The sequence below is a fragment of the Pseudoalteromonas sp. BSi20429 genome (assembly GCF_000238895.1).
Lineage (GTDB): Bacteria > Pseudomonadota > Gammaproteobacteria > Enterobacterales > Alteromonadaceae > Pseudoalteromonas > Pseudoalteromonas arctica.
Window position 1 is genome coordinate 78,933 of sequence record NZ_BADV01000050.1, and the last position, 22,829, is coordinate 101,761.

Annotated in this window: 23 protein-coding genes; 8 read left to right on the top strand and 15 right to left on the bottom strand. The window is 39.0% G+C overall.

Going from position 1 to position 22,829, the window contains the following annotated elements; genetic code table 11:
• Positions 1-92 precede the first annotated feature (92 nt).
• Entirely contained in the window at positions 93-506 is a 414-nt protein-coding gene (gene arfB, locus P20429_RS09390; RefSeq protein WP_007583522.1) for an alternative ribosome rescue aminoacyl-tRNA hydrolase ArfB, read from the bottom strand.
• Between the two features lie 192 nt (positions 507-698).
• Between arfB and P20429_RS09385 the strand changes: the two genes are divergently transcribed.
• Entirely contained in the window at positions 699-1,271 is a 573-nt protein-coding gene (locus P20429_RS09385) for a hypothetical protein (RefSeq protein WP_007583523.1), read from the top strand.
• Positions 1,272-1,432: 161 nt separating this feature from the next.
• Here the strand turns inward: P20429_RS09385 and katG are convergent, their stop codons facing one another.
• Positions 1,433-3,613 carry a catalase/peroxidase HPI gene (gene katG, locus P20429_RS09380; RefSeq protein WP_007583524.1) on the bottom strand — a complete coding sequence of 727 codons (2,181 nt, stop codon included), beginning with the start codon at positions 3,611-3,613 and terminating at the stop codon, positions 1,433-1,435.
• A gap of 906 nt (positions 3,614-4,519) precedes the next feature.
• Here katG and P20429_RS09375 point away from each other — a divergent pair.
• A complete protein-coding gene (locus P20429_RS09375) occupies positions 4,520-5,410 on the top strand; it encodes a tetratricopeptide repeat protein (protein WP_007583526.1) in 891 nt (296 codons plus the stop codon).
• 674 nt (positions 5,411-6,084) lie between these two features.
• Here P20429_RS09375 and deoD read toward each other — a convergent pair.
• Together deoD and P20429_RS09365 are read right to left on the bottom strand one after the other, a co-directional pair.
• On the bottom strand, positions 6,085-6,789 hold the full coding sequence (deoD, locus tag P20429_RS09370; protein WP_002959109.1) for a purine-nucleoside phosphorylase: 705 nt from the start codon (positions 6,787-6,789) through the stop codon (positions 6,085-6,087).
• Positions 6,789-8,021 (bottom strand): phosphopentomutase, encoded by a 1,233-nt coding sequence (locus tag P20429_RS09365; protein ID WP_007583531.1) that lies wholly within the window; start codon positions 8,019-8,021, stop codon positions 6,789-6,791. Before P20429_RS09365 ends, deoD begins: the two co-directional genes overlap by 1 nt.
• 192 nt (positions 8,022-8,213) lie before the next feature.
• Here P20429_RS09365 and udk point away from each other — a divergent pair, with 192 nt between their 5' ends.
• The 3 genes from udk (at position 8,214) to P20429_RS09350 (ending at position 11,106) form a co-directional block, all read left to right on the top strand.
• Complete coding sequence (gene udk / locus P20429_RS09360; RefSeq protein ID WP_007583533.1) at positions 8,214-8,846, top strand: uridine kinase; 633 nt, start codon at positions 8,214-8,216, stop codon at positions 8,844-8,846.
• Positions 8,847-8,863: 17 nt separating this feature from the next.
• On the top strand, positions 8,864-10,090 hold the full coding sequence (locus P20429_RS09355; RefSeq protein WP_007583535.1) for a NupC/NupG family nucleoside CNT transporter: 1,227 nt from the start codon (positions 8,864-8,866) through the stop codon (positions 10,088-10,090).
• 305 nt (positions 10,091-10,395) lie between these two features.
• Positions 10,396-11,106, top strand: a complete 711-nt coding sequence (locus P20429_RS09350; protein ID WP_007583537.1) for an ABC transporter substrate-binding protein — start codon at positions 10,396-10,398, stop codon at positions 11,104-11,106.
• Positions 11,107-11,973: 867 nt separating this feature from the next.
• On the opposite strand, the gene P20429_RS09345 is transcribed toward P20429_RS09350, so the two are convergent.
• From P20429_RS09345 to P20429_RS09295, 11 genes are all read right to left on the bottom strand, one after another.
• Positions 11,974-12,183, bottom strand: coding sequence for a cold-shock protein (locus P20429_RS09345; RefSeq protein WP_002959120.1), 210 nt, complete (start codon positions 12,181-12,183; stop codon positions 11,974-11,976).
• 235 nt (positions 12,184-12,418) lie between these two features.
• The gene (locus P20429_RS09340; RefSeq protein ID WP_007583539.1) at positions 12,419-13,135 is read right to left on the bottom strand and encodes a hypothetical protein; all 717 of its coding nucleotides are present in this window, start codon (positions 13,133-13,135) and stop codon (positions 12,419-12,421) included.
• Positions 13,132-13,872 carry a hypothetical protein gene (locus P20429_RS09335; protein WP_024591522.1) on the bottom strand — a complete coding sequence of 247 codons (741 nt, stop codon included), beginning with the start codon at positions 13,870-13,872 and terminating at the stop codon, positions 13,132-13,134. Before P20429_RS09335 ends, P20429_RS09340 begins: the two co-directional genes overlap by 4 nt.
• Positions 13,859-14,212, bottom strand: a complete 354-nt coding sequence (locus P20429_RS09330) for a cupredoxin domain-containing protein (protein WP_007376645.1) — start codon at positions 14,210-14,212, stop codon at positions 13,859-13,861. Before P20429_RS09330 ends, P20429_RS09335 begins: the two co-directional genes overlap by 14 nt.
• Positions 14,205-15,518: an ATP-binding protein gene (locus P20429_RS09325; RefSeq protein ID WP_007583546.1), complete on the bottom strand. Its 1,314-nt coding sequence runs from the start codon at positions 15,516-15,518 to the stop codon at positions 14,205-14,207. The genes P20429_RS09330 and P20429_RS09325 overlap by 8 nt, the downstream gene beginning before the upstream one ends.
• Before the next feature lie 26 nt (positions 15,519-15,544).
• Positions 15,545-16,204, bottom strand: a complete 660-nt coding sequence (locus P20429_RS09320; protein ID WP_007583549.1) for a response regulator transcription factor — start codon at positions 16,202-16,204, stop codon at positions 15,545-15,547.
• A 7-nt stretch (positions 16,205-16,211) separates the two neighbouring features.
• Positions 16,212-16,859, bottom strand: coding sequence for a hypothetical protein (locus P20429_RS09315; RefSeq protein ID WP_007583551.1), 648 nt, complete (start codon positions 16,857-16,859; stop codon positions 16,212-16,214).
• Positions 16,860-16,880: 21 nt separating this feature from the next.
• Complete coding sequence (locus tag P20429_RS09310; RefSeq protein ID WP_007583554.1) at positions 16,881-17,651, bottom strand: SDR family oxidoreductase; 771 nt, start codon at positions 17,649-17,651, stop codon at positions 16,881-16,883.
• Entirely contained in the window at positions 17,648-18,337 is a 690-nt protein-coding gene (locus P20429_RS09305) for a TenA family transcriptional regulator (protein ID WP_007583556.1), read from the bottom strand. Before P20429_RS09305 ends, P20429_RS09310 begins: the two co-directional genes overlap by 4 nt.
• Positions 18,330-19,799 carry an AMP-binding protein gene (locus tag P20429_RS09300; RefSeq protein ID WP_007583559.1) on the bottom strand — a complete coding sequence of 490 codons (1,470 nt, stop codon included), beginning with the start codon at positions 19,797-19,799 and terminating at the stop codon, positions 18,330-18,332. The genes P20429_RS09305 and P20429_RS09300 overlap by 8 nt, the downstream gene beginning before the upstream one ends.
• A complete protein-coding gene (locus P20429_RS09295) occupies positions 19,796-20,449 on the bottom strand; it encodes a thermostable hemolysin (RefSeq protein WP_033026818.1) in 654 nt (217 codons plus the stop codon). Before P20429_RS09295 ends, P20429_RS09300 begins: the two co-directional genes overlap by 4 nt.
• A gap of 274 nt (positions 20,450-20,723) precedes the next feature.
• Here P20429_RS09295 and P20429_RS09290 point away from each other — a divergent pair, with 274 nt between their 5' ends.
• From P20429_RS09290 to P20429_RS09280, 3 genes are all read left to right on the top strand, one after another.
• Entirely contained in the window at positions 20,724-21,347 is a 624-nt protein-coding gene (locus tag P20429_RS09290) for a fused MFS/spermidine synthase (RefSeq protein WP_007583564.1), read from the top strand.
• Positions 21,340-22,224, top strand: coding sequence for a spermidine synthase (locus tag P20429_RS09285; RefSeq protein WP_007583565.1), 885 nt, complete (start codon positions 21,340-21,342; stop codon positions 22,222-22,224). The genes P20429_RS09290 and P20429_RS09285 overlap by 8 nt, the downstream gene beginning before the upstream one ends.
• Before the next feature lie 134 nt (positions 22,225-22,358).
• Positions 22,359-22,826, top strand: coding sequence for a MarR family transcriptional regulator (locus P20429_RS09280; RefSeq protein WP_007583567.1), 468 nt, complete (start codon positions 22,359-22,361; stop codon positions 22,824-22,826).
• The last annotated feature ends 3 nt before the right edge of the window (positions 22,827-22,829 follow it).

The following is a 22,829-nucleotide window of genomic DNA, read 5'->3' on the forward strand; positions in this document are numbered from 1 at the left end:
CACTTATTTTTTTATACGTACAATACGATGTAAAAATGGTGCCTGCATGTAGGCATCAAGTCCCTTATCTACTTTATTAATACCGTTTAAAACTAAAACTTTATGTTGCCGCGTAGCGCTTTGTTTTGCCCGTGTTTAGTTTTTTTGTCCATGCGCTTTCGCTGTGAATTACGGCTGGGCTTGGTGGCACGACGCGCTTTATTAACAACGGTAGCACTAAGAATTAAATCTTTTAAGCGCTTAAGGGCATCTTCTCGGTTTAGCTCTTGCGTACGGTGGCTTTGCGCTTTAATTATTAAAACGCCCTCTTTGGTAATTCTTGTATCATTTAAGGCTAGCAAACGCTCTTTATAAAAATCAGGTAATTTAGAGCGATTAATATCAAAGCGTAAATGAATGGCACTGGCTACTTTGTTAACATTTTGACCACCGGCACCTTGCGAACGAATAGCCGTAAGCTCTAGTTCCCATTCATCGATAGTGACAGTATTTGAAATTGTTAACATTGTGTTCAGCTCTATTTGTCAAAAATGTATTATATCATCAGTACATTAGCTTGTGGTGAATGAACTAAATTCTTAGAACTTAAATAAATTCTCATAAATTGTACTATAAAATCAGCCAATATATTATTTTGTGTTGGCAAGTGTTGCTTATTAGTTTCTAATTGGCACAACTTTAATACTAGGAAATGCTCAATGAAAAAAATACTTGTATCACTTAGCTTATTAGCAATGAGTTTCTCAAGCCTTGCAGTAGATATTAACGAAGGTCAACTTCAAAGCTATATGAAAGCACTGCCAGCTGTAACGAGCTGGGCAAGCAGCCAAGAGTCTTTAAAAGACTTAAACTTAGCAAGTATGTTAGGTGGTTCTGCAGATCAAAGTGTTGACGAACAAAGCTCTTTAGCTAATAGCGCACTAAACATGATTAAAGAGCAAGACCTATACAAAAGCTTCGCGGGTGTTACAGGCCGCTACGGCTTTACACCAGAGCAACTAGTAACTGTAGGTTCTGAAGTATCAATGGCTTATATCGAAAACCTTAAATCGGGTTTATCTGCTGATAATCAAGAAACAGCGAATAAAGTAATGGGCGGTTTTCAAAGCATGAAAAGTGCTAAAGATAAAGGCGCTAGCTCGTTAATGGGTTCGTTTGGTAAATCGTCAAGCGCAGCTGAGGAGTCTACAGAGTCTTTAGTAAGCGAAAGCAACCTTGAACTTGTGAGCGAATATATGCCACAACTACAAAAGCTTTTTGCACTTCTATAAGTTTTATTGTTCTATAAAAAGGTGGCTTTGCCGCCTTTTTTAATGCCTAATTTTTATATGACTTAGATAAATTACAATATTTTATAAGTAATACTGACCGGGACTATATGCAAAAACGGGGGAGTAAATTATTACTCCCCCGTTTTTATTTAGCGTACAGATTATTTAAGATCGAATCTGTCTGCGTTCATTACTTTTACCCATGCGTTTACAAAGTCATGTACAAAGCGCTCTTTGTTGTCGTCTTGTGCATAAAACTCAGCAAGTGCGCGCAATATAGAGTTTGATCCAAATACTAAATCAACGCGTGTTGCAGTCCATTTAGTAGTGCCACTTTTACGGTCTACTATATTGTATAAACCTTTTTGAGTTGGCTCCCAACGGTTTGACATGTCAGTTAAGTTTACAAAGAAGTCGTTGGTTAATGAGCCTACGCTATTTGTAAATACGCCGTGTTCGCTGCCAGCATAGTTAGTACCTAGTACTCGCATCCCACCAATAAGTACCGACATTTCTGGTGCACTTAATCCCATTAGTTGGCTGCGCTCTAGTAATAACTCCTCCGCTGACACTGCGTAATCTTTTTTCAGCCAGTTTCTAAAACCATCGTGGATTGGTTCTAGTACATCAAACGATTCTGCATCAGTCATTTCATCTGTTGCATCTCCACGTCCTGGAGCAAACGGCACGTTTACATCAACACCGGCTTGTTTTGCTGCTTGTTCTACGGCTGCTGTACCACCTAAAACAATTAAGTCGGCGATGCTAACAGGTTTACTCAAGCCAGCCTGCACTTTTTCAAGCGCACTAAGTACTGATGCTAAACGTTCTGGCTCATTACCTTGCCAATCTTTTTGCGGTGCTAAACGAATGCGTGCACCATTTGCGCCGCCACGTTTATCAGAACCACGATAAGTACGTGCGCTATCCCAAGCTGTATTTATTAAATCAGCGGCACTAACACCACAGTTTAATAATGTGGTTTTTAGATTGCTAATTTCGTCGTCTGTTAATGTGTAATCAACGGTTGGAATTGGATCTTGCCAAATTAAGTCTTCGCTTGGTACGTCGGCACCTAAGTAACATGATTTAGGGCCTAAATCGCGGTGAGTTAGTTTAAACCAGGCACGTGCAAACACGTCTGAAAAGTAGTCAAAGTCGTTATAAAAACGCTCAATAATTTTACGGTACGTTGGGTCCACTTTCATGGCCATATCAGCATCTGTCATCATTGGGTTTAAACGAATTGATGAATCTTCTACATCGACAGGTTTGTCTTCTTCTTTAATATTAATAGGCTCCCACTGATGAGCGCCTGCAGGGCTTTTAGTGAGTTCCCATTCGTAGGTTAATAAAAGCTTACAGTATTCGTTATCCCATTGTGTTGGGTGCGTAGTCCATGCGCCCTCTACACCTGATGTAACTGTATCGCGACCAATCCCACGGGTTGTAGTGTTATTCCAACCAAGGCCTTGCTCGTGTACGTCAGCTGCTTCTGGTTCTGGTCCTAAGTTTTCTGCTTTGCCATTACCGTGCGCTTTACCTACTGTGTGTCCGCCTACCGTTAATGCGGCGGTTTCTTCGTCATCCATTGCCATACGTGCAAAAGTTTCGCGAATTTGGGCCGCTGTTTTAAGCGGATCAGGAATACCATTTACACCTTCAGGGTTGACATAAATTAAGCCCATTTGTACTGCGGCTAATGGATTTTCCATGGTGTCTGGTTTATCTACACTTTCGTAACGGCCGTCACTTGGCGCTAACCATTCTTTTTCGGCTCCCCAGTAAACGTCTTTTTCAGGATGCCAAATATCTTCTCGGCCGCCGGCAAAACCAAAGGTTTTTAAGCCCATTGATTCGTATGCCATGTTGCCCGCTAAAATAATTAAGTCGGCCCATGAAAGCTTGTTACCGTATTTTTTCTTTATTGGCCAAAGTAAACGGCGCGCTTTGTCAAGGTTACCGTTATCTGGCCATGAATTTAGTGGCGCAAAACGTTGATTACCTGTACCACCGCCCCCTCTACCATCGGCTAAACGGTATGAACCCGCTGAGTGCCATGCTAAACGAATCATTAAACCGCCGTAATGTCCCCAATCGGCTGGCCACCAATCTTGGCTATCGGTCATTAAGCTTTTTACGTCTATTTTTAGCGCGTCAAGATCGATTGATTTAAATGCTTCAGCGTAATTAAAGTCGCTATTGTATGGATTTGATTTGGTGTCGTGCTGATGAAGAATGTCTAAGTTTAGGGCATTTGGCCACCAATCAGTATTGGGATTAGACGTTTTAGTATTACTGCCGTGCATGACCGGACATTGGCCTGCTTTAGGGTTGCTCATTCTGGAATCCTTATAATAGAAAAGTAAAATACTTAATCAATCAGTATTGTTGTTTATGTATTTATAACTTTTTAAAAAGTAACGGTTATTTTTATTTAATCGGCTTACTTATTATTTAGTGTGCCTGCCTAAACACTTACGTATCCTTAATATAGGCGCATAAATTATGCTACGCCAGCCTCAACATACTATTTAAAACGATTGCTCCAATTTATATTTTTGATTGGCCTTTTGCTAATGATGTATTTAACAATAGCTTTGTAATTACGTTCAAAATAATAGTAAAAATAAATCTGATGACGCTCTTGTAAGGTATTACGTAAGATAAAAAAACAAATTAGTGAATTAACCTTAACCTTTTTACTAGACCTGTGATCGAATTGAAAAATTTCGGCGTAATGGTATGTGAAGGGTTTGAAAGTGGCTTTAATTTATTTAAAGCGCACATTGGAATACCCCCCTTCACCATGAAATTGTAGTTATATAGTTATAATTATAAAGGTGCATTACTTAAGCCCAATGCACCTTTACTTTATAAACCGAATACTTTGAGTATTCTTATATTTTTAACTAATTGAATTGAATTAAGTATTTGTTCATAAAGATTCAGTTAGTATGAAGTTGTTCTCCTGTGAATCCCTACGACATATTGTTGTTTTAAGCAGTTTTTGCCAGCTCATATTGAGCTGGTTTTTTTTGCCTATTTTTTCTTAAAACCACCTAAGTATTAGCAAAATGCTCATGCTTTACCCTATTATTGCTAAGCTCACTGGGCTAAAAAATTCTTACAACTATTACTCCTATCTAAATTAGGTCAATTTTAATCCTGAAAAGTCAACGCGCCCTAGTGCCATTCAGCCCTGCATGTTAAAGTTATTACAGTAATTAATTTAATTAGGCGTACCGATGCGTTATTACCTATCTACACTTTTTGTTTGTTTAACTTTTTTTTCGGGCATAGTAAATTCTGCTGAACAAAAACCAGCAGCCCCTACAGCACAACAAGAGCAACAAGCTCTCAAACAACTTAAAGAGTCTATGTTTAAACCGCTAATGGAGCGCTACATACTCGACGAGCTAAAAGCCGTAAGGCAAGATCAACAAAAACTCCGTGAGGATGTAACTAAGCAAGTTACTCATGCACAGCTTGATACTGCAGATCGCGCATTAACGTACACTACCGATACTATTAATAATGTATTTTTTATAATTACCGCTACGGCTTCTATTTTGGTTTTAGTGGGCTGGAACTCACTACGCGATGTTAAAAATAAAGTAGAAGATATTGTAAATACACGTGTAAGTGTAATTACTGACGAGTATGAAGACCGATTAAAAATTCTTGAAGAAAAACTACGCGTACGCTCAGAAGAAATACTCAGTAACCAAGAGCGCATATCGGTTACCAACGAGGTTCATTCGTTATGGATGCGTGCCAATTTGGAAAGTGATTTTGCTAATAAAATTGAAATATTTGATGAGATTTTAAAACGTAAACCAGAGGATGTTGAAGCCATTGCTTATAAGGCCGATGCGTTATTAGAAATAAATGAAACAGCACAAGCCATTGAGTTGTGTAATCAAGCCATTGATATAGATAGTGTCTATGGTTATGCCTATTGGCAACGAGCCTGTGCTTATGCGCTAACACATAAGCATGCTGATGCATTAGCCGACATTAAAATGGCACTTGAATACTCTCCAAATTTACGTAATGAGCTATTACATGAGAGCGCATTTGCAAGCTTACATGACAACGACAGCTTTAATACTATAGTAGCTGGTGAAGTTGTTTAAGCACTCAGTATTTGGCCTGTATGATTAGGCGCAACATCATAAAAAAGGGCCTTGGCCCTTTTTTTGTTTTTAAAGGTTAAGTTTGTTGTGTAATTAGAAGCTTTACTGCGCTCTACAAACTCTGCTCTACCGTAGAGTTAAGACCTAAAGTGATTAATTCACAAATAGGTTTAGAGACGCTGCGCTTTTAGAGAAGAGCTTAGAAGTTCAAATAATAAAAACAATCAGAAACTGTGCTTCTAACATGAGCAACAAGTCATACTCTAAACTTGGTATAAACACTTCTATTCGCGCAGGTTACAAGCTTTTAAAGCAACGCTTGTACTTTTATAATGCCGAGTCAGCATTGGTTTTGCTCTTCTCATTTGCTCCTCCTTTTCTTCTCTACGTGCATATTTTTTTTAGGGCTGTTATACACAAATAGGTTTAGAGATGCTGCGCTTTTAGAGTAGTTAGCTTAAGTAATTAGAAGCTGTGCTTCTCGCGCGAGCAAGCTTAGCGCCTACAACACAGCAAATCACGTCAAAATCCGATGCAATATTGTATGGTGGCTTATTTTCTTCAGGCATAAAAAAAGCCGCATAAAATGCGGCTTTGGAGGTTTAGTCTCACTTCACTTTGGGCGTGTCTCCAAAACTTAGTGAATACGTTACCAAGGAACTGTTATGTATTATTTAAGCTATTGACTCTAATGCAATTTTAACCATTTCGTTAAACGTGCTTTGACGCTCATCAGCAGGTGTTGCTTCGCCAGTGATTACGTGGTCACTTACTGTAAATAATGCCATTGCGTTTGCGCCGTATTCAGCTGCAACGCCGTATAAACCGGCTGTTTCCATATCTACTGCTAGCATGCCTAACTTGTCTAAGTCTTTATAGAACGAGTCATCTGCTTGATAGAATGTATCTGTCGTAAATACGTTACCTACTTTTGCTTTAATGCCTAGCTCTTTAGCAGCGTTTACGCCGTTTAAAAGTAAGTCAAAGTTAGCAATAGCAGCAAAATCGTAGCCACGTACGCGTGCACGGTTTACGTTTGAATCTGTGCTTGCACCTTGTGCAAAAATTACGTCACGAATTTTGATATCTGTGCCAATACCGCCACACGTACCGATACGTATAATATTTTTAACGCCAAAGCTTACAATTAGCTCACGTGCATAAATAGACATTGATGGAATGCCCATGCCTGAACCCATAATACTTACTGGCTTACCTTTGTAAGTACCAGTGAAACCGTACATGTTACGAACGCCTGTAACTTGTACTGCATCATCTAAAAAGTTTTCAGCAATATATTGCGCACGTAGCGGATCGCCTGGCATTAATACTGTTTCGGCGAAATCACCAACGTTTGCACTGATATGCGGAGTACTCATTAATTGTTTTCCTTTTTATTTGGCGTTTTTAGCTCATTTAAAAAGCTGTCGCCGTAATCAAGCGCAGATAAGCTAAACCACTGTGCCAGTGTTTGACCTATATCTGCAAAGCTGTTGCGTTCACCTAATGGTGTGTTACTCATACCTGGTTGGTATGCAATAACAGGTACGTATTCACGAGTGTGCTCAGAACCTGGAAAGGTTGGGTCACAGCCATGATCTGCAGTGATCATTAATACGTCATCTGCTTTTAACTGATTTAGTATAGTTGGTAAATAGTCATCAAATTCTTTTAATGCTTTTGCGTATCCGACTGGATTACGACGATGACCAAATTTTTCATCAAAATCAACTAGGTTAGTAAAGATTAAGCTACGATCTGGCGCACTTTCCATTACTTCGCTTGTTTTTTCTAGCAAGTTCATAAGCCCAGGTGCTTTATGCTTTTGGGTTATGCCCTGATGCGCGTAAATATCTGAAATTTTACCAATACTAATTACTTCGCCGCCGTCTTTTGCTAGTACATCTAGCAATGTTGGTGCTGGCGGAAGTACTGAATAGTCACGACGATTACCCGTTCGAGCAAAGTCTTGGCTATTTGAACCCAAAAATGGCCGCGCAATCACTCGTCCTATATTCATTTCATCAAGTAGCGCCCGTGCGATTTCGCAAACTTGATAAAGCTTCTCTAGGCCGAATGACTCTTCATGCGCGGCTATTTGAAACACGCTATCAGCTGAGGTGTAACAGATTGGTTTACCTGTTTTTACATGCTCTTCACCTAGCTGTTCTAAAATGGTAGTTCCTGATGCATGGCAATTGCCTAAAATGCCTGGAATACCCGTACGAGCAATAAACTCGTCTATAAATTCTTGTGGGAAACTTGGCTGTGTTTTTGGGAAATATCCCCAATCAAATAACACAGGTACGCCTGCCATTTCCCAATGACCTGATGGCGTGTCTTTTCCGCTAGAGATTTCTTTAGCGTAACCCCATGCACCTTGAGGAGCTTGGCGGTCTGAAATTAAACACGGTTCGCCACCGGCAGCTTCGCATGCATCCACTAACCCAAGTTTTGATAGGTTAGGAAGCGACAGTGCAGTGCCTGTTTCGTCGTAATATGCTTTTAGTAAGTGAGCGAATGTATTAGCCCCAAGATCGCCGAATTTATCTGCATCTGGTGCTGCACCGATTCCTAGGCTATCTGCCATTAAAATAATTGCTCTTGCCATTTTGACCTCACTTTGATTCTAGGTGGTTACTTTATCCGCTGATCGAATTTTCCGTACAGGACAAAAGTCCTGTTTCATAAAACCTAAACATTATAAATTTGCACCCTTGAGCGAAGCAAAAGAGATTAATCGTGTCTTTTTTGCTATTGTGATCTACCAACAATATATCTTTCTGTGTGGATGAGAACTTTAGTGACACGAACTACTATTATAGCCATTGCAGGCGCATCAGCGTCGGGCAAATCTCTTTTTAGCCAAACAATTTACAATGAATTGGTTAATGAGCTTGAACCAGGCGCTATCGCCATTATTGAAGAAGATGCTTATTACAAGGATCAGTCGCATTTGCCGATGGCTCATCGTACGCAAACAAATTACGACCATCCAGATGCATTTGAACACGCATTAATGCTTGAGCATTTAACGCAACTTCGTTGTGGTAACTCAGTAGAAGTACCAACGTATGATTATGCACAGCACACGCGTAGCGCAACCACACGCCGAGTGCCAGCTGCTAAAATACTCATTGTTGAAGGTATTTTACTATTGAGTGATAAAGCGCTTAATAAAGAATTTGATATTAAGGTGTTTATAGACACACCTTTAGATATTTGTTTAATGCGTCGTATGCAACGTGATATGGAGCAACGAGGCAGAACATTACAATCTGTTGTTGAGCAATATCAGGCAACTGTTAGACCGATGTTTTATCAATTCATTGAGCCTTCTAAGCATAATGCTGATTTAGTTGTGACTCGAGGCGGCATGAACCGCGTTGCGATTGATATAATAAAAAGTAAAATCAAATATTTACTACAAGAATAACAACGGGAAACATTTGTATGACAACATTTATGAGCTTAGTAGGCATGTGTGTGCTACTAAGCATTGCCTTTGCTGCGTCAACTAATCGCAAGGCAATTAATTTAAGAACCGTTGGTATAGCATTTGCGATGCAAATTGTTATAGGCGGTTTTGTTCTGTTTTTCGAAGCAGGAAAAAATGTGTTAACTAGCATGTCATCAGCCGTTTCGTCGGTTATTGGTTATGCTAATGATGGTATTGGGTTTTTATTTGGTCCACTCGCCTCACAAGACACATTAGGTTTTATTTTTGCAATTCAAGTTTTGCCAGTTATCGTGTTTTTCTCAGCGCTTGTTGCTGTGTTATATCACCTTGGCATTATGGATTGGATAATTAGGATTTTAGGCGGCGGTTTACAAAAATTATTGAAGACCTCGCGCACAGAATCGCTTTCAGCAACTGCAAATATTTTTGTAGGCCAAACTGAAGCACCGTTAATAGTTAAGCCATTTATAGCAACGATGACAAAATCGGAATTGTTTGCAGTAATGGTAGGTGGCTTAGCCACTGTAGCAGGCTCTGTAATGGCCGGTTACGTAATTATTGGCGTAGATCTTAAGTATCTTATTGCTGCGAGCTTTATGGCTGCACCAGGTGGTTTCTTAATGGCCAAGATGATTGTGCCAGAAACTGAAACGCCTAGAGATAACTTAGCTGATTTAGATTTAGATGACGAAGATAAACCTGTAAATGTAATTGATGCAGCTGCATCAGGTGCTGCAAACGGTATGCATTTAGCACTTAATGTAGGTGCAATGTTACTTGCTTTTGTAGCGCTAATTGCATTATTAAACGGTTTATTAGGCGGTATTGGCGGGTGGTTTGATTACCCAACATTAACGCTTCAAGAAATATTAGGTTATGTATTTGCTCCAGTTGCATGGTTACTAGGTGTGCCATGGGATGAAGCGATTATAGCCGGCAGCTTTATTGGTCAAAAGATAGTAGTAAACGAGTTTGTTGCTTACTTAGACTTTATAAATTATCGCGATACGTTAAGTGCGCACACACAAGCAATCGTTACTTTTGCTTTATGTGGGTTTGCTAACTTATCATCGATAGCCATTTTACTAGGTGGGTTAGGCGGTATGGCGCCTAGTCGGCGGAAGGATATCGCACGCTTAGGGCTCAGAGCAGTGTTAGCAGGATCTATGGCTAACCTTATGAGCGCAGCAATTGCTGGGTTTTTCCTCTCGCTAGCTTAGAAACTTATTGAGATGAACACCGGTGTTGCAAAACAAGAGGATAGCGCTTTAAGGGGTTAAAGCTCTATCTGACTTGAACGATACTTCACCAAGGGCCGCAAGGCCCTTTTATCGTTTTAGGCCTTAATTTTTAGCCTCAACTACTTCAAACCTCAAGCCACTTATCTATCTAGCCCCTTTATAGTTATACATAACTCAAATAAACCAATATCTTAGTAACAAGTTCACATAAATAATTTTTGTGTTTTTCATATTTTCAGCCACACTTATTATTACTTAAGCTAACCGAATGATGATTCGCTATTGTGAAATATATTCTTTATTCTCTTTTTTTAATTTGCTCTGTGTATGTTCAAGCAAAGGAAGCCCTGCTTGTTGTTACAGAGTTAGCACCACCAAACCAAGTATTGATTAATGGCGAGGTAGCAGGTGAAGGTACTCAGTTTATTAGAGATATATTTGCTGAGGCTGATCTCACACCTAACATTCAAATGTATCCTTGGGCACGTGCTTATAAAATTGCAGATGAGTTAAAAAACACCTTTATATACAGCCTTGCACGCACTGTAGAGCGAGAAAATAAATTTTATTGGATTGGACCAGTTGGACGATTTGAGCTGGGCTTTATCGGCCTATCAGAGCGAAATGATCTTATTATAAATAATACTGAACAAGCAAAAGTGTATAAAATTGCAATGCAACGCAATGACTTTTCAACACAAACCCTCACGAAACTTGGATTTGAAGTTGTTTTAACCTCTGATATTCAAAAATCATACTCTTTACTATTAGCTAAAAAAGTAGATTTAATTGTAGACGATCCATTATATATGCAGCAGATGAGTGATTATCTAAAGCTCAAACCAGCACACTTAAAGTTTATTTATAAAATAGATGAGCTAACAATTGATGCTTATTTAGCTGCAAATAAAAAAACAGATATGCATTTAATAGAAGCACTGCAAGCTGCATTTTTAAAAATAAAGCAAAATAAAGGGCTTCCTTACGAAAGATAAATCATTGAAGATAAGTATGCTTATGGGCGACAAAATCATCTTTCATTTTTAATTTTTTATATTCTTTGTTAAATTACTTTATAACACGCACAACTACTTACTTATTAAATGCGATGCAATTGCTAGCAAGCGCACAAAGATGTAATTTTTGCAGCCTTTCAGCATCTTCCCCACTTTATAGTCAAAGGTTCAAACTGATGCATTATTGTCATTATGAGCCCAAAATTAGATCTATTTTCTTTTTAAAAACAAATCCATATATTGTTTTTGCCTCCAAACATTAGTAAGTTTTCGCCCGCTTTAAAACCAATTTTATATACGCCTAGAGCTGAATTGTTTTTTCGGCGTAAAATTTAGACCGCATACTTAATGGAATTGTTATAACTTACTTATCAGCTTTGAGCTTATAAAAAAAAGTTTGACTCGCGCCTAGCGGCCCAGCCCAATAAAATGGTGGGTCACGTTCGATGTTTTTAATTATTGAAACAATGCCAAAGTAAGGGGCTTTTAAACTAAGTTATAAGCACGCTTCCAAGGAAGCAATTTAAACTCGCAGGTTATATCAATAGCTGTGAAAATATCTTTTACAATATCGAGAGTACTACTAACAAGCTGGTCTTTGTCGTTTTGAATTTGTTGTTTTGAAATTATAAGGGAGAAATGTTCGGTATAAATTACAAGCTTAAACTCACTTGCATTAGCACAATGGCTTAGAAGAATAGAAAAACGAATATTAGGAGGGGCTAAATAATAGCAATATCATTTAGTTAATTTACAGTGGTAATGGGCGTTGCTTGGTTTGAGTCAAATTTCAGACACAAAAAAAGCGCCTTAAGCGCTTTTTTTCATTTTACTTAAAAAGTAAAATTATACAGCTGTGATGTTATCAGCTTGTGGACCTTTTTGACCTTGTGAAAGAGTAAACTCTACACGTTGGCCTTCAGCTAAAGTTTTGAAACCTTCGCTTTTGATTGCTGAGAAATGTGCGAAAACGTCTGGGCCATTTTCTTGCTCGATGAAACCAAAACCTTTAGACTCGTTAAACCACTTAACTGTACCTGATACGATGTTAGACATTGTAATATCCTGAAATAAAAATAAAAATATGCTCATAAGAGCGGGTGTAGCAAAAAATGAGATGGTACTTTAAAAACTTCAGGACGGTACTACAAGTATTACTTATATCGAAATGGAGATTTATAGCTTACATGCTTTCTTTCTAGCTGCGGCCCACTATATAGAGTTTAAATAATATGTCAAGTACCTATCTATAATCAGAATAATAAACAACCAAAACTACTTTTAGTTGTTATTAAAATTCAAATTCTAATGCGAGCCTAAAACTATGGTTTTTTTCTGATTGGCTTATCTCAGTGATGAAACCCGCTTCCCATTTTAATTGCTTTTGCCCATCAAAGCGCTGTAAACCTATAAAGCCAGGCCCTATACCAATAAAGTCTTCTCCTACGTAAACCTCTATAGAAGGCTGGAAAGCAGAGCGATATCGATAGCGATATTGTGCTCTAAACTCACTTTCCCATTCATTTTTAATGTCTTGCCCCCACTCATAAACCAAAAAAGCGTTTAGCGTAAGGCTTGTTTTTCCAAATTCTTTTTCGATCACAAAACCCGAAGTTGCCTCATACACATCTTCGTTATGTTTTTTTTCAAGCTCAAATAACGCGCCCCAATCAGCCCATAATTTACCTTGCTCAATTAATTGCCAACGTAGCTCAAGCTCATAAGCTTCTAAACCAAAATCGCCGTTATCATCGCGCTCACCAACTAAATAGCCTTCCAGTGCCATTGTATCGTTAATAGCACCACCGCCACCCAAACGCTGCGCTAGTATGTTGCCACTATCTGTTTGGTGCGACACTAATCGCCACTCAAACTCACGCTCAAAAGGCAAAACATAGGGGTGATATACCTTATCAACAACAATACCATCAGCCTTTGCTTGGATTGAGAATACCAACAAACAAAGAGCGGTAAAACTAAGCGCTAAATATAGGTTGAGTGCTTTCATACACGTTCCTTAGTTATTGAAGCCGAAATAACATAACAAAGTAATAAAAATAACACGCTGCTTGTACTATATATAAGTACACTCATTAAATCAGGAGTGGCCTCGTAACCAACAAGAGCACGCAGTACACGGCCGAGCTCAGAGTTTTCGTTTAACAAATCACGTAAATCCCACACTGTTGAGGTGTTTGTAATTAAATCTATTTGGCTTGCCAAATCCAGTGCAACTAATAACTTAGCCGCGCTGTTAAAAGCAAGCAAAGTAAAAAGCGGGTACATACCAAAACGGTGCTTAATTGCATTCATTAAAAAGTACAGCAATACGCTAAAACTTAAACAAATTCCCACACCTAATAAAGTGCCAATAAATAAGCTTTGCCCTGCATCATTATTTTGCCAAAAACTGGTGAGGTAAATAATATAATGGCTTAAATACAGCGTTATTGTGCTTATAACTGCGATATAAAATGCCGCTGACTTTTGCTTTAGTGCAAATACCAATACAGCAATAAATATAGTGATACATAGCCCTATTTGTGAGTACTCTAACCCCTGGTGTTCAAACCACTGGCTCACCCACGACGCACTTTGCATGTACAAAAACGACATTACCGCGCCTATTACTAAAGCAGACCCTATTTTTAAAGAGCTTTGTTTTTTAACTACTTGCAGTAGCACTAATAAAATAGCCACTGGTAGTAATTGATTAAGGCTCATGACTAAACTAGTTATTAGCATGCTGCGCCCCTTCATCATTAACTATAACAACGCCCCTTGCTGTATTTGGCGAAAACTCACCAAAAAACTCGTAATGCCCTTTACTTAGCGGCCCTATATAAATAATGCTTTTACGATTTGGGTAGAGTACTTTCTCTCTGTTTAGATCAAAGCTATCAAACTCTTCTGGTGTGCTGTCTTGGTTTTCTATCAATAGTTTTACTTTTTTATTTGCGGGAATAATTATTTGTGAGGGATAAAACAAATGATCTTTTAAAATAATAAGGTACTCTTTACTCGCCGCGTTAAACGACAAAAATAGCAAACAACAAAGACATTGATTGAATAAACGTTTAGTCACTTTTTACTCCTGTAAAAGTAACCCTAACGGTTAGTCCACCTAAAGGGCTATTCGCTAAATGAATACTTGCGCCATAAATAGCAATTATGTGTTGAACAATCGCCATACCTAAACCCGCACCTTGCTCGCCTGTTGGATGTTGATCGCCACCCACGCGATAAAAGCGATTAAATATTCGCTCTTTTTGCTCTTCAGTCATGCCCGCACCAGAATCATCAATTTGCCAACTATAGCTGTTATTACTTGATGCTAATTTAATTATAATTTGACCATTATTGGGTGTGTATTTTATGGCATTGCTAAGTAAATTAGCGATGAGTGTGGTTAATGTAAATTCATCACCATTAATTACAAAATCATCACCTTCAAGGCTAATAGTTTGGTTTTTTTCATCTATTTTGTCGTATTGCTCCGATACGACTTGTTGAGTAATCGTTAGCAATGATTGTTCGCTAAACTGCCTCTGCCATTGTTCAGGCTGAGTGCGCCCTAAAATAAGCATTTGTTCAACAATATTACTTAAGCGATTAATACCTTGTGACATGGCTTGTAATTCTTGATGGTTTTGCGAGTTGCTTTGCTTACTAGCTAAATTGTGTACATTAATTTTTAAGCTACTGAGCGGGGTACGTAATTCGTGAGCTGCATCTGAGGCAAAAAAGCGCTCTCGTAAGTAGGCAGTTTCTACTCGTTTAAATAAGTCGTTTAAACGATTAATAACCGGTTTAATTTCTTCGTCGGTTACCTGCCAGTTAATTGGCGTAAAGTCGCTTGCTTGCCGAATAGCCAGCTGCTTAGATAATCGAGTAAGAGGGGCTAATGCGTATTTAACAAAAAAGCTAATAAAAATAGCAAGCAGAGGGACTGCCCATAGCATAGGTAACATTGCAGATAAAATAACGGCTTCAGCTAATTCAAACCGCTTTGCCATAGGTTCAGCAACAATGACTTTACGGGTGTTTTTACTCATCACAAACACTCGCATACGCTGCCCTGCTACATTGGCAGTTTGAAAGCCCTCGCTAAAACTAATTTGGTTATTCGTTAAACTCGATGAGCCGCTAAGTAAACTATTGTTTTGCCAAATTTGATACAACAACTGAGCACTATTATTGCTTACTTGTACTGCATTTGTGCTTAGTGCTAATGGTTGCTCAATTAAAACGCCAGCCACTATTTTAAGTTCATTATCAAGCAAGTTTTCGCCGTGGCGCATGCTTTTTTGATAGCCTTTTACTAATGCTAAAAAGCAAGTAAGCACCATCATTGAAAGTAAAATTAAGGTCAGACGTTTACGAATAGACATTTTCAACCTCGAAAGATAAACACACCCTAACGCTTACCAACCACGTAGCCAATGCCACGTAAGGTTTTAATAAAATCGCTAGGGAATTTTTTACGAAGATGATGAATATGCACCTCTATGGTATTAGAGCCAACTTCTTCACCCCATTGGTAAAGTTTGTTTTCGAGTTGTTGTTTTGATTGCACCCTTCCCTGATTTTCCATCAGCGCCTTTAAAAGCATGTATTCTTTTCGCGGCAATGTAAGTGACTGCCCACTTAGTGTAACTGTATGAGCTGATGTATCCATTACTACATCACCACAGCGCAATAAGCTTGATTGTGTTTGGTTAATGCGCCGGCTTGCTACACGTAATCGAGCAAATAACTCAGCAGGGTCAAACGGCTTTGCAAGGTAATCGTCAGCGCCCATGTCAAGCCCTTGGACTTTGTCATCAATACTGCCGCGAGCAGTTAAAATAACCACCGGAATAACTTTTTTTTGTGCTTTAATATGCTTTAAAACTTGCGAGCCGTCGCCATCAGGTAATCCTAAATCGAGAATAACAAGCTCAATCTCACCACTAGAAAGGCACTCTAAGGCATGCTTAACTGTGCCACTATGCTCTACGCTGTAGCCCTCTTGACGCAAAGAGCGAATAAGCCCTTGCGCCACTAAATGATCGTCCTCAACGAGTAATAAATGCATTATGTGTTTATCTTTTTAGTTTTTTATCTACTTTTACCAATAGCTGGCTTATTGCTTGTTGGCGATATTCATCTGCTTTTGCACGAGTATCACGAATGCCCGCAGCTTGTGCTACAAGTAGTCGTGCTTTAGCTTGTTTATAATCGCCTTCGTCATACAAATATTCACCGTATAAGTAATTAGTATCAATGCCTTCGAGATTAAAAGCGAGCGCTTGTTTAAATAATTTTTCAGCTTTGTCATCATCACCAAAACCAATTGGCCAACCAGGTACTTTGCTATAAAGCGTTGCAAGGCTTGCGTAAGCTGAGCCATTTAGTGCACTGCCATCTATTGAGAGTGCATTTTCGAGTGACGTTTTTGCCTCTTTTGCTAAACCAAGTGCACCCAACCCGCCTTTTGCGCCTGCAAAGCTGGCTAACACAATGCCATTCCAAATATGTGTTTGCGCCGAACCTGGATAGTTTTGAACAAATAATGCGCTTTGCTCACTTAGTTGCGTAAACGCGTCTATTTGCGCATCGTCTTCAAGTTCGTAATTAGCAGTTGCCCACTTTTGTTGAATAGAGGTTAAGTCTTGTGTTTCATCTGCGTGTACTGCGGTTGCAAATACAGTTGTTAGTACTAAATAAAATGCGAGTGTAAATTTATACATAATTTTGCCCTTGTGTGTTTGTTAACTTAAAAAATGTTTAATTTTAGGAAGTTGTTTTGCAATAGCGTTATCAACAACGCTTGGGAATGCGCCATTTATGCGTGCAAATAATTTTTCAGGAAAACCAATAAAGCGCCTTGTTTGATTCGAATTTATAAGTGCTAATAACTCTTGAGCAACTAATTCTGGCGAGTCCATTTTATTACCAAGCTCTTTATTCATTGCCAGCGCTTTACTGCTATTAATAGATGTATCTGTTGCTCTTGGTGCTAAATAGGTCACTTTAACGCCTGAACCATTCAACTCACGTGATAACGCTTCTGTAAAACCACGTAAACCAAATTTACTGGCGCAATAAAGTGTTTGAAACGGGTAACCAATACTGCCAAACGATGAGCCCACGTTAACAATGGTGCCTTGGGTATACGCTAACTGCCCTAAAAATAGCTGGCATAATTTAATAGGCACCGACAAATTAGTAACGAGCATATTATCTATTTGCTCATTACTTGTGTGCTCTAAGCTTTGCATTGTATTTATACCTGCGTTGTTAATAAGTAACTTAACGCCACCGAGTTGCTTGGCTTTTATTGCTAAGTTAATCCGTGTTGTATCGTCGGTTAAATCGCCAGTAAATATTTCACTGTCTGGGCATGCACTACTGAGCTCTTCAAGGGCTTGCGTATTTCGCCCTACAAGTAGTAACTTCCACCCTTTTGCATGTAGAGCTTTAGCAATCGCTTGCCCTATTCCGCCTGTTGCGCCGGTTAACACACATAAAGCGCTACTCATGCCAATTTGCCTTGTGCACGTGCTTTAAAAAATGGTTCGTCATCGAGCCCACGAAATATATCGCCGTATAAACGATAAAAGCGCTTTGCACCATGGAGTATGGCTTGCTGATCCGCCTCATCTGTTATTTGGTTCATTAGGTTTTCAAAAAACTTTACATGCTCTATATCAAGTGCGCCGTGAGAGGTTAAATAACTAAATGCTTTTTTAGGTAAGCCCACAGCACTTGCAATGTTTGAAGCCGCGCCATCAGCAAGCGCTATAGAAGTGCCTTCAAGCACATGTACCATGCCAAAAAAGCTCAATGGGTTTTTACGTGCAATAGAGTCGTACGCGTACGACACCATCATTTCGGTAGCAAATTGCGGCTGACTGCGACGTACTGTTTCTTTGTCAAAACCACAGGCTGCAATATCATTGAGTACCCACTCTTGATGGCCTATCTCTTCTTCAATGTATTCTGCAACGGCTTCGCGTAGCCACTCTTGATCATCGGTTAATCGTGCACCAACCGACATCATTAATGGCACGGTGTGCTTAACATGGTGATACGCTTGCGCTAAAAACGAGGCGTATTCTTCAAGTGATGCTTCGCCTTTAAAAACACGCTGAATAATAGGTGCTGCAAGCAGATAGTTTTGCTCTTGTTTAGTTTGCTCTTTAAGGATGTTAAAAAAATCACTCATTAATTACTTCTCCAAGTCGGTAAAATTGATCAAACACAGCATGGTACTGCTTACTTATGGCATCTCGTTTTGGACGATTATTTGTGGTTAATAATCCTTGTTGCACACTTAATGGGGCAGCTAAACGATGCCATTTTTGAATTCGTGCATAGTCGGGTAGTTGTTTATTAATTGCGTTAATGTATTGAGCTAACGCTGGGTTACTTAGCTTTGAATCGGCGTAAATAATGGCGGTTAAAAAAGGTCGACCTTCACCAAACACAACCGCTTGTAAAATTCCGCTTTGACTTAATAATAGTGATTCAGGCCACTCGGCACTGATATTGCGCCCCATGCTGGTAATAATTAGGTTTTTTAGGCGGCCTTTAATAAATAAGGTATTTTGATGCTGATCGACCAGATCACCGGTTGCATACCACTGGTTTTTGTCGTGAGGTTGATGATTTAAGTAACCTAAAAACAAATCGCCTTTTATAAAAAGCTGGCCATTTTCAATTTTGGTTTGAATATGAGGTAACACAGAGCCTGCACTTTGGAGGTTATCGTTTGTGGGCGTATTTAAACTAACTACAGATGCCGCCTCAGAAAGCCCATAACCTTGGTATACCGGTAAATTTAAGCTACGCGCTTTGGTTAATAGCATTTCGCTGACAAGCGCACCACCTACTGCAATAAACTGTAACGAACTAGGCGGTTGCCACCCATCTTCTGCAAAAGCAACTAAGCATGCTAATAGTTCAGGCACTAAAATAAGCGTATTTGGCTTAACTTTATCAATAGCAGCTATAAGCTGTGCGGGTTGTTTTAATACAGTTCCAACAAAGCCTAATTCATTTAACGGCATTAAATGCACTGTACCGCCACTTTTTAAGGGGGCATACACACCGGCTATATTTTCAAGCAATACAGCAAGCGGCAATAAACATAAATGAACAGGCTTTTTAATATTAATTTTATCGCACAGAGATTGAGCTACCTGCATTTGGCTATTTGCAGATAAACACACGCCTTTTGGTTGCCCAGTCGATCCTGATGTAAACGTTACTTTTTGAGTTTCTGGAAAATAGCTGACGGGTTTAGCTACAACAATTTCGTAAATATATAACGTGTAAAACTCAAACATAGTAATCGATGCAGTCGGCTCCCCAAGTAAAGGGTTTAGCGTGTCGCTAATAAATAAATGTGCGCCGCATTGCGCTAGTACATATTGAGTTTGTTGTTCACTAAAAAAGTGAGCAATTGGCACAGCCACTTTATTAGAAACTGCAGTAGCGGCATCAATAACAAGCCAAGCTGGCGTATTATCGAGCTTATAAGCGACACATTTGCCGTTAAAGCTTTGTAGTATTTTTACTACTTTTTGTATTTTCTGGTTAAACTCACCACCGTTAATTTCAAGTGTTTGCTCTTTATTATGGGCAATAATTAGTGGCGATACTGCATGGGTATTATAGTAATTCATACATTCACCAATGCATTTACCAAAGAATTGATATTTGAGTGGTTTTGCTGCATCAAACTATAAAGCATTGGGGTATTTAGTACTTGTTGGTGAGCTTGCTCTAGGCTCACAATGCATACTGTTGGTTGGTTGGCGTAATAGCTGCCCCACTTTAATGGGTTCTCAACTACAAAACTGCTCGCAAGTGCAATTTCAGTACACGTAACACCAAGTAAGCGCAATAAAGCACGCACTTTGTTGGTTGCACAAAACACTAAATGTTTTGCCCCCACACTTTGCAGAGCTTCGTTAACAATAATAAAATGTGCAAGTGTTGCTCTTCGATTTGTAGAGCAGAGATTACCAAGTTCAAAAATCTTATTGCGAGAAATGCTCTCATCTAAAAAATCTTCAACGGGTGATGCTAAATATTGCTCAATAAACAATGGCGAAGTTGCTTGCCTTAGCCCTAACGTGCACTTTCCTTGCTCGGTAACGTATTGGCAAAGTAGTGGCATAAAAGAAGTAAGCTTAGCGTTATACGCAACTAAAAAACCTTCTTTCACTGTGTTTTCGAGATTTTTTCGATGCACATCATCAATACGAGCACTAATAAACTGACTGTTATTTTGTGTTAAATCTAATGATGTAGAAGTGTGGGCTAATTGCATAAGCTCGCTCATTTAAACCTGTTTATATTTCAGGGTTTAAACTTAACGAGTGAAACTTAAAGAAAACTTAAGAAAAAATTAATTTAAATGAAAAAGCGTCTTAAGTGTTAAATCGCGAGGGCCTAGGCAAGCTAAATAGATCAGAATTCAACTAACTAACAAATTGCTATAACAAAACTTCTTTTTTAAATTAAACTTAGGTCAACAGGCCCTAGCAGCTTTGTATGCATCACGTTAGTATAGTGTTCTACTTAAGTTACATAACGATAATTACATGAGCATAAAAACAAACGCGTTAATTTACTTTTTAGCTTTTTGCAGCGGCTTTTGCATAATGGGCATTGAGCTTTTAGGTGGGAGAATTCTTGCCCCCTTTTTTGGCAGTAGCGTGCATATTTGGGGCAGTATAATTACTGTGTTTATGCTTAGTTTATCTTTTGGGTATTTACTTGGTGGTAAACTCAGCACTAAAAATGCATCCCTTACCAAATATGGTCTAATATTTTTAATTGCCAGCATTATGGTTGTGCCTATTACATTATTTTCGCAGCCTATAATGGAATTTATATTTACCCATATTGAAGATAGCCGCTACGGCTCGCTCTTAGCGTCAACTGCTTTATTTTTTATACCTACCGTTATTTTAGGTATGATCTCGCCCTACTCTGTGCGCTTACTGGTAACAGATAGCGATAAAAGCGGCCAAGTGGCTGGGCGTTTATACTTTGTAAGTACGCTTGGCAGTGCCCTGGGTACTATAATTACCTCTTTTTACTTTGTACTCGCGTTTGACGTAAATACAATTATTAGCGCCTTTGCTTTAACACTTGGGGCACTGGGTTTAGTCGCGATTGTTATTAATACCTTGGTTAATAATAAGGGGCTTGCTCATGCTTAAATATTTGCTACTGCCATTAATTGTGTTGTCAGGTTCTGCGTTTAGTAAGGTTATTCATGAAGAACGCTCGCTTTATCGCAATATTATTGTTGAAGAAACAAGCGACTTACGTTGCCTTAAATTTAATACTAAAAGTAGCCAAACAAGCCAAAGTTGCATGTATAAAAGCAATCCCGACAAACTTGTTTTTAATTACACAAAATTGACGTTTGCGAGCCTTTTAGTAACCGACAACCCTAAAAGTGTACTTATTATAGGATTGGGTGGCGGTACACTTTCTAACGTTATTCATGAGCTATACCCCACTGCAAATATTCATAATGTTGAAATAGATCCTGCAGTAACTAAAGTTGCACGCGATTACTTTAACTTTATAGAAAACGACTTAGTGACATCAAGCGTGCAAGATGGCCGTATTTTTATAAAGCGCGCCGCTATTAAAAAGCAAAAGTACGATTGGATTATTTTGGATGCGTTTAACGGTGACTATATTCCGGAGCATTTGCTCACTAAAGAGTTTTTTGAAGAAGTACAAAGCGTATTAGCCGATGGTGGCGTTATTGCCGCAAATACGTTTTCAAGTAGTAAACTTTATGAGCATGAGTCGGCAACTTACCACGCTGTATTTGGCGACTTTATAAATGTAAGCCGCGAAAATCGCAGCAACCGTATTATTTTAGCGGGGCTTAAATCAATACCGAGCGAAGCGCAAATTAACACGCGTGTTAATGCTCTCGCCCCTAAATTAGTAAAATACGGTGTAGATATAAAAGCGATTAGCCAACTTATGCACTTTACTAAAGACGGCCAAGATTGGCCTGCAGATACAAAAGTACTTACCGATCAATACTCCCCAGCTAATTTACTTAACTTTTAAAATTCCCTAAACCTCACCATTTTTTTACAGGTGAGGTTTAGCAAATATTTTGCCACTTCCCGCACTTACACATATTTACTTAGCAAGCTAAGTAATGATAAAATAGTTAGCTTGCTAACTATGTTGGGATGGCTATGCCTACACAAAAACCTTTTCACGAGACGCTCGATTTAACAGTTATCGGTAATATGGGCCGAGTTCATCGCTTATGCCGCGAAGCAGTAACCATTGCTGTTGAGCCTTTGGGGCTTACTCAGTCGCGCTGGACTGCACTAATGCATATAAATATGCGTGGTGAGGGACTAACACAACTTGAACTTGCTAATAGCTTAGGGATAGAAATGCCTTCACTGACTCGCACGCTTAAGCAATTAGAGGAGCAATCGTTAATCGTTCGCCGTGTAGACAAACATGATAAGCGCAGTAAAAGACTCTATTTTACTGAGCAAAGTGATGCCATTTTACATTCATTGCAAGAGACCATTTCCGATATAAAAAATCAGTTATACAGCGGTTTATCTGTTGAGCAGCTAGATGCCATTGCATTTGGTTTGATCAAAATAGAGCAAAACGCCCTTAAATGTATTCAAGTTAATAAGTAAGGC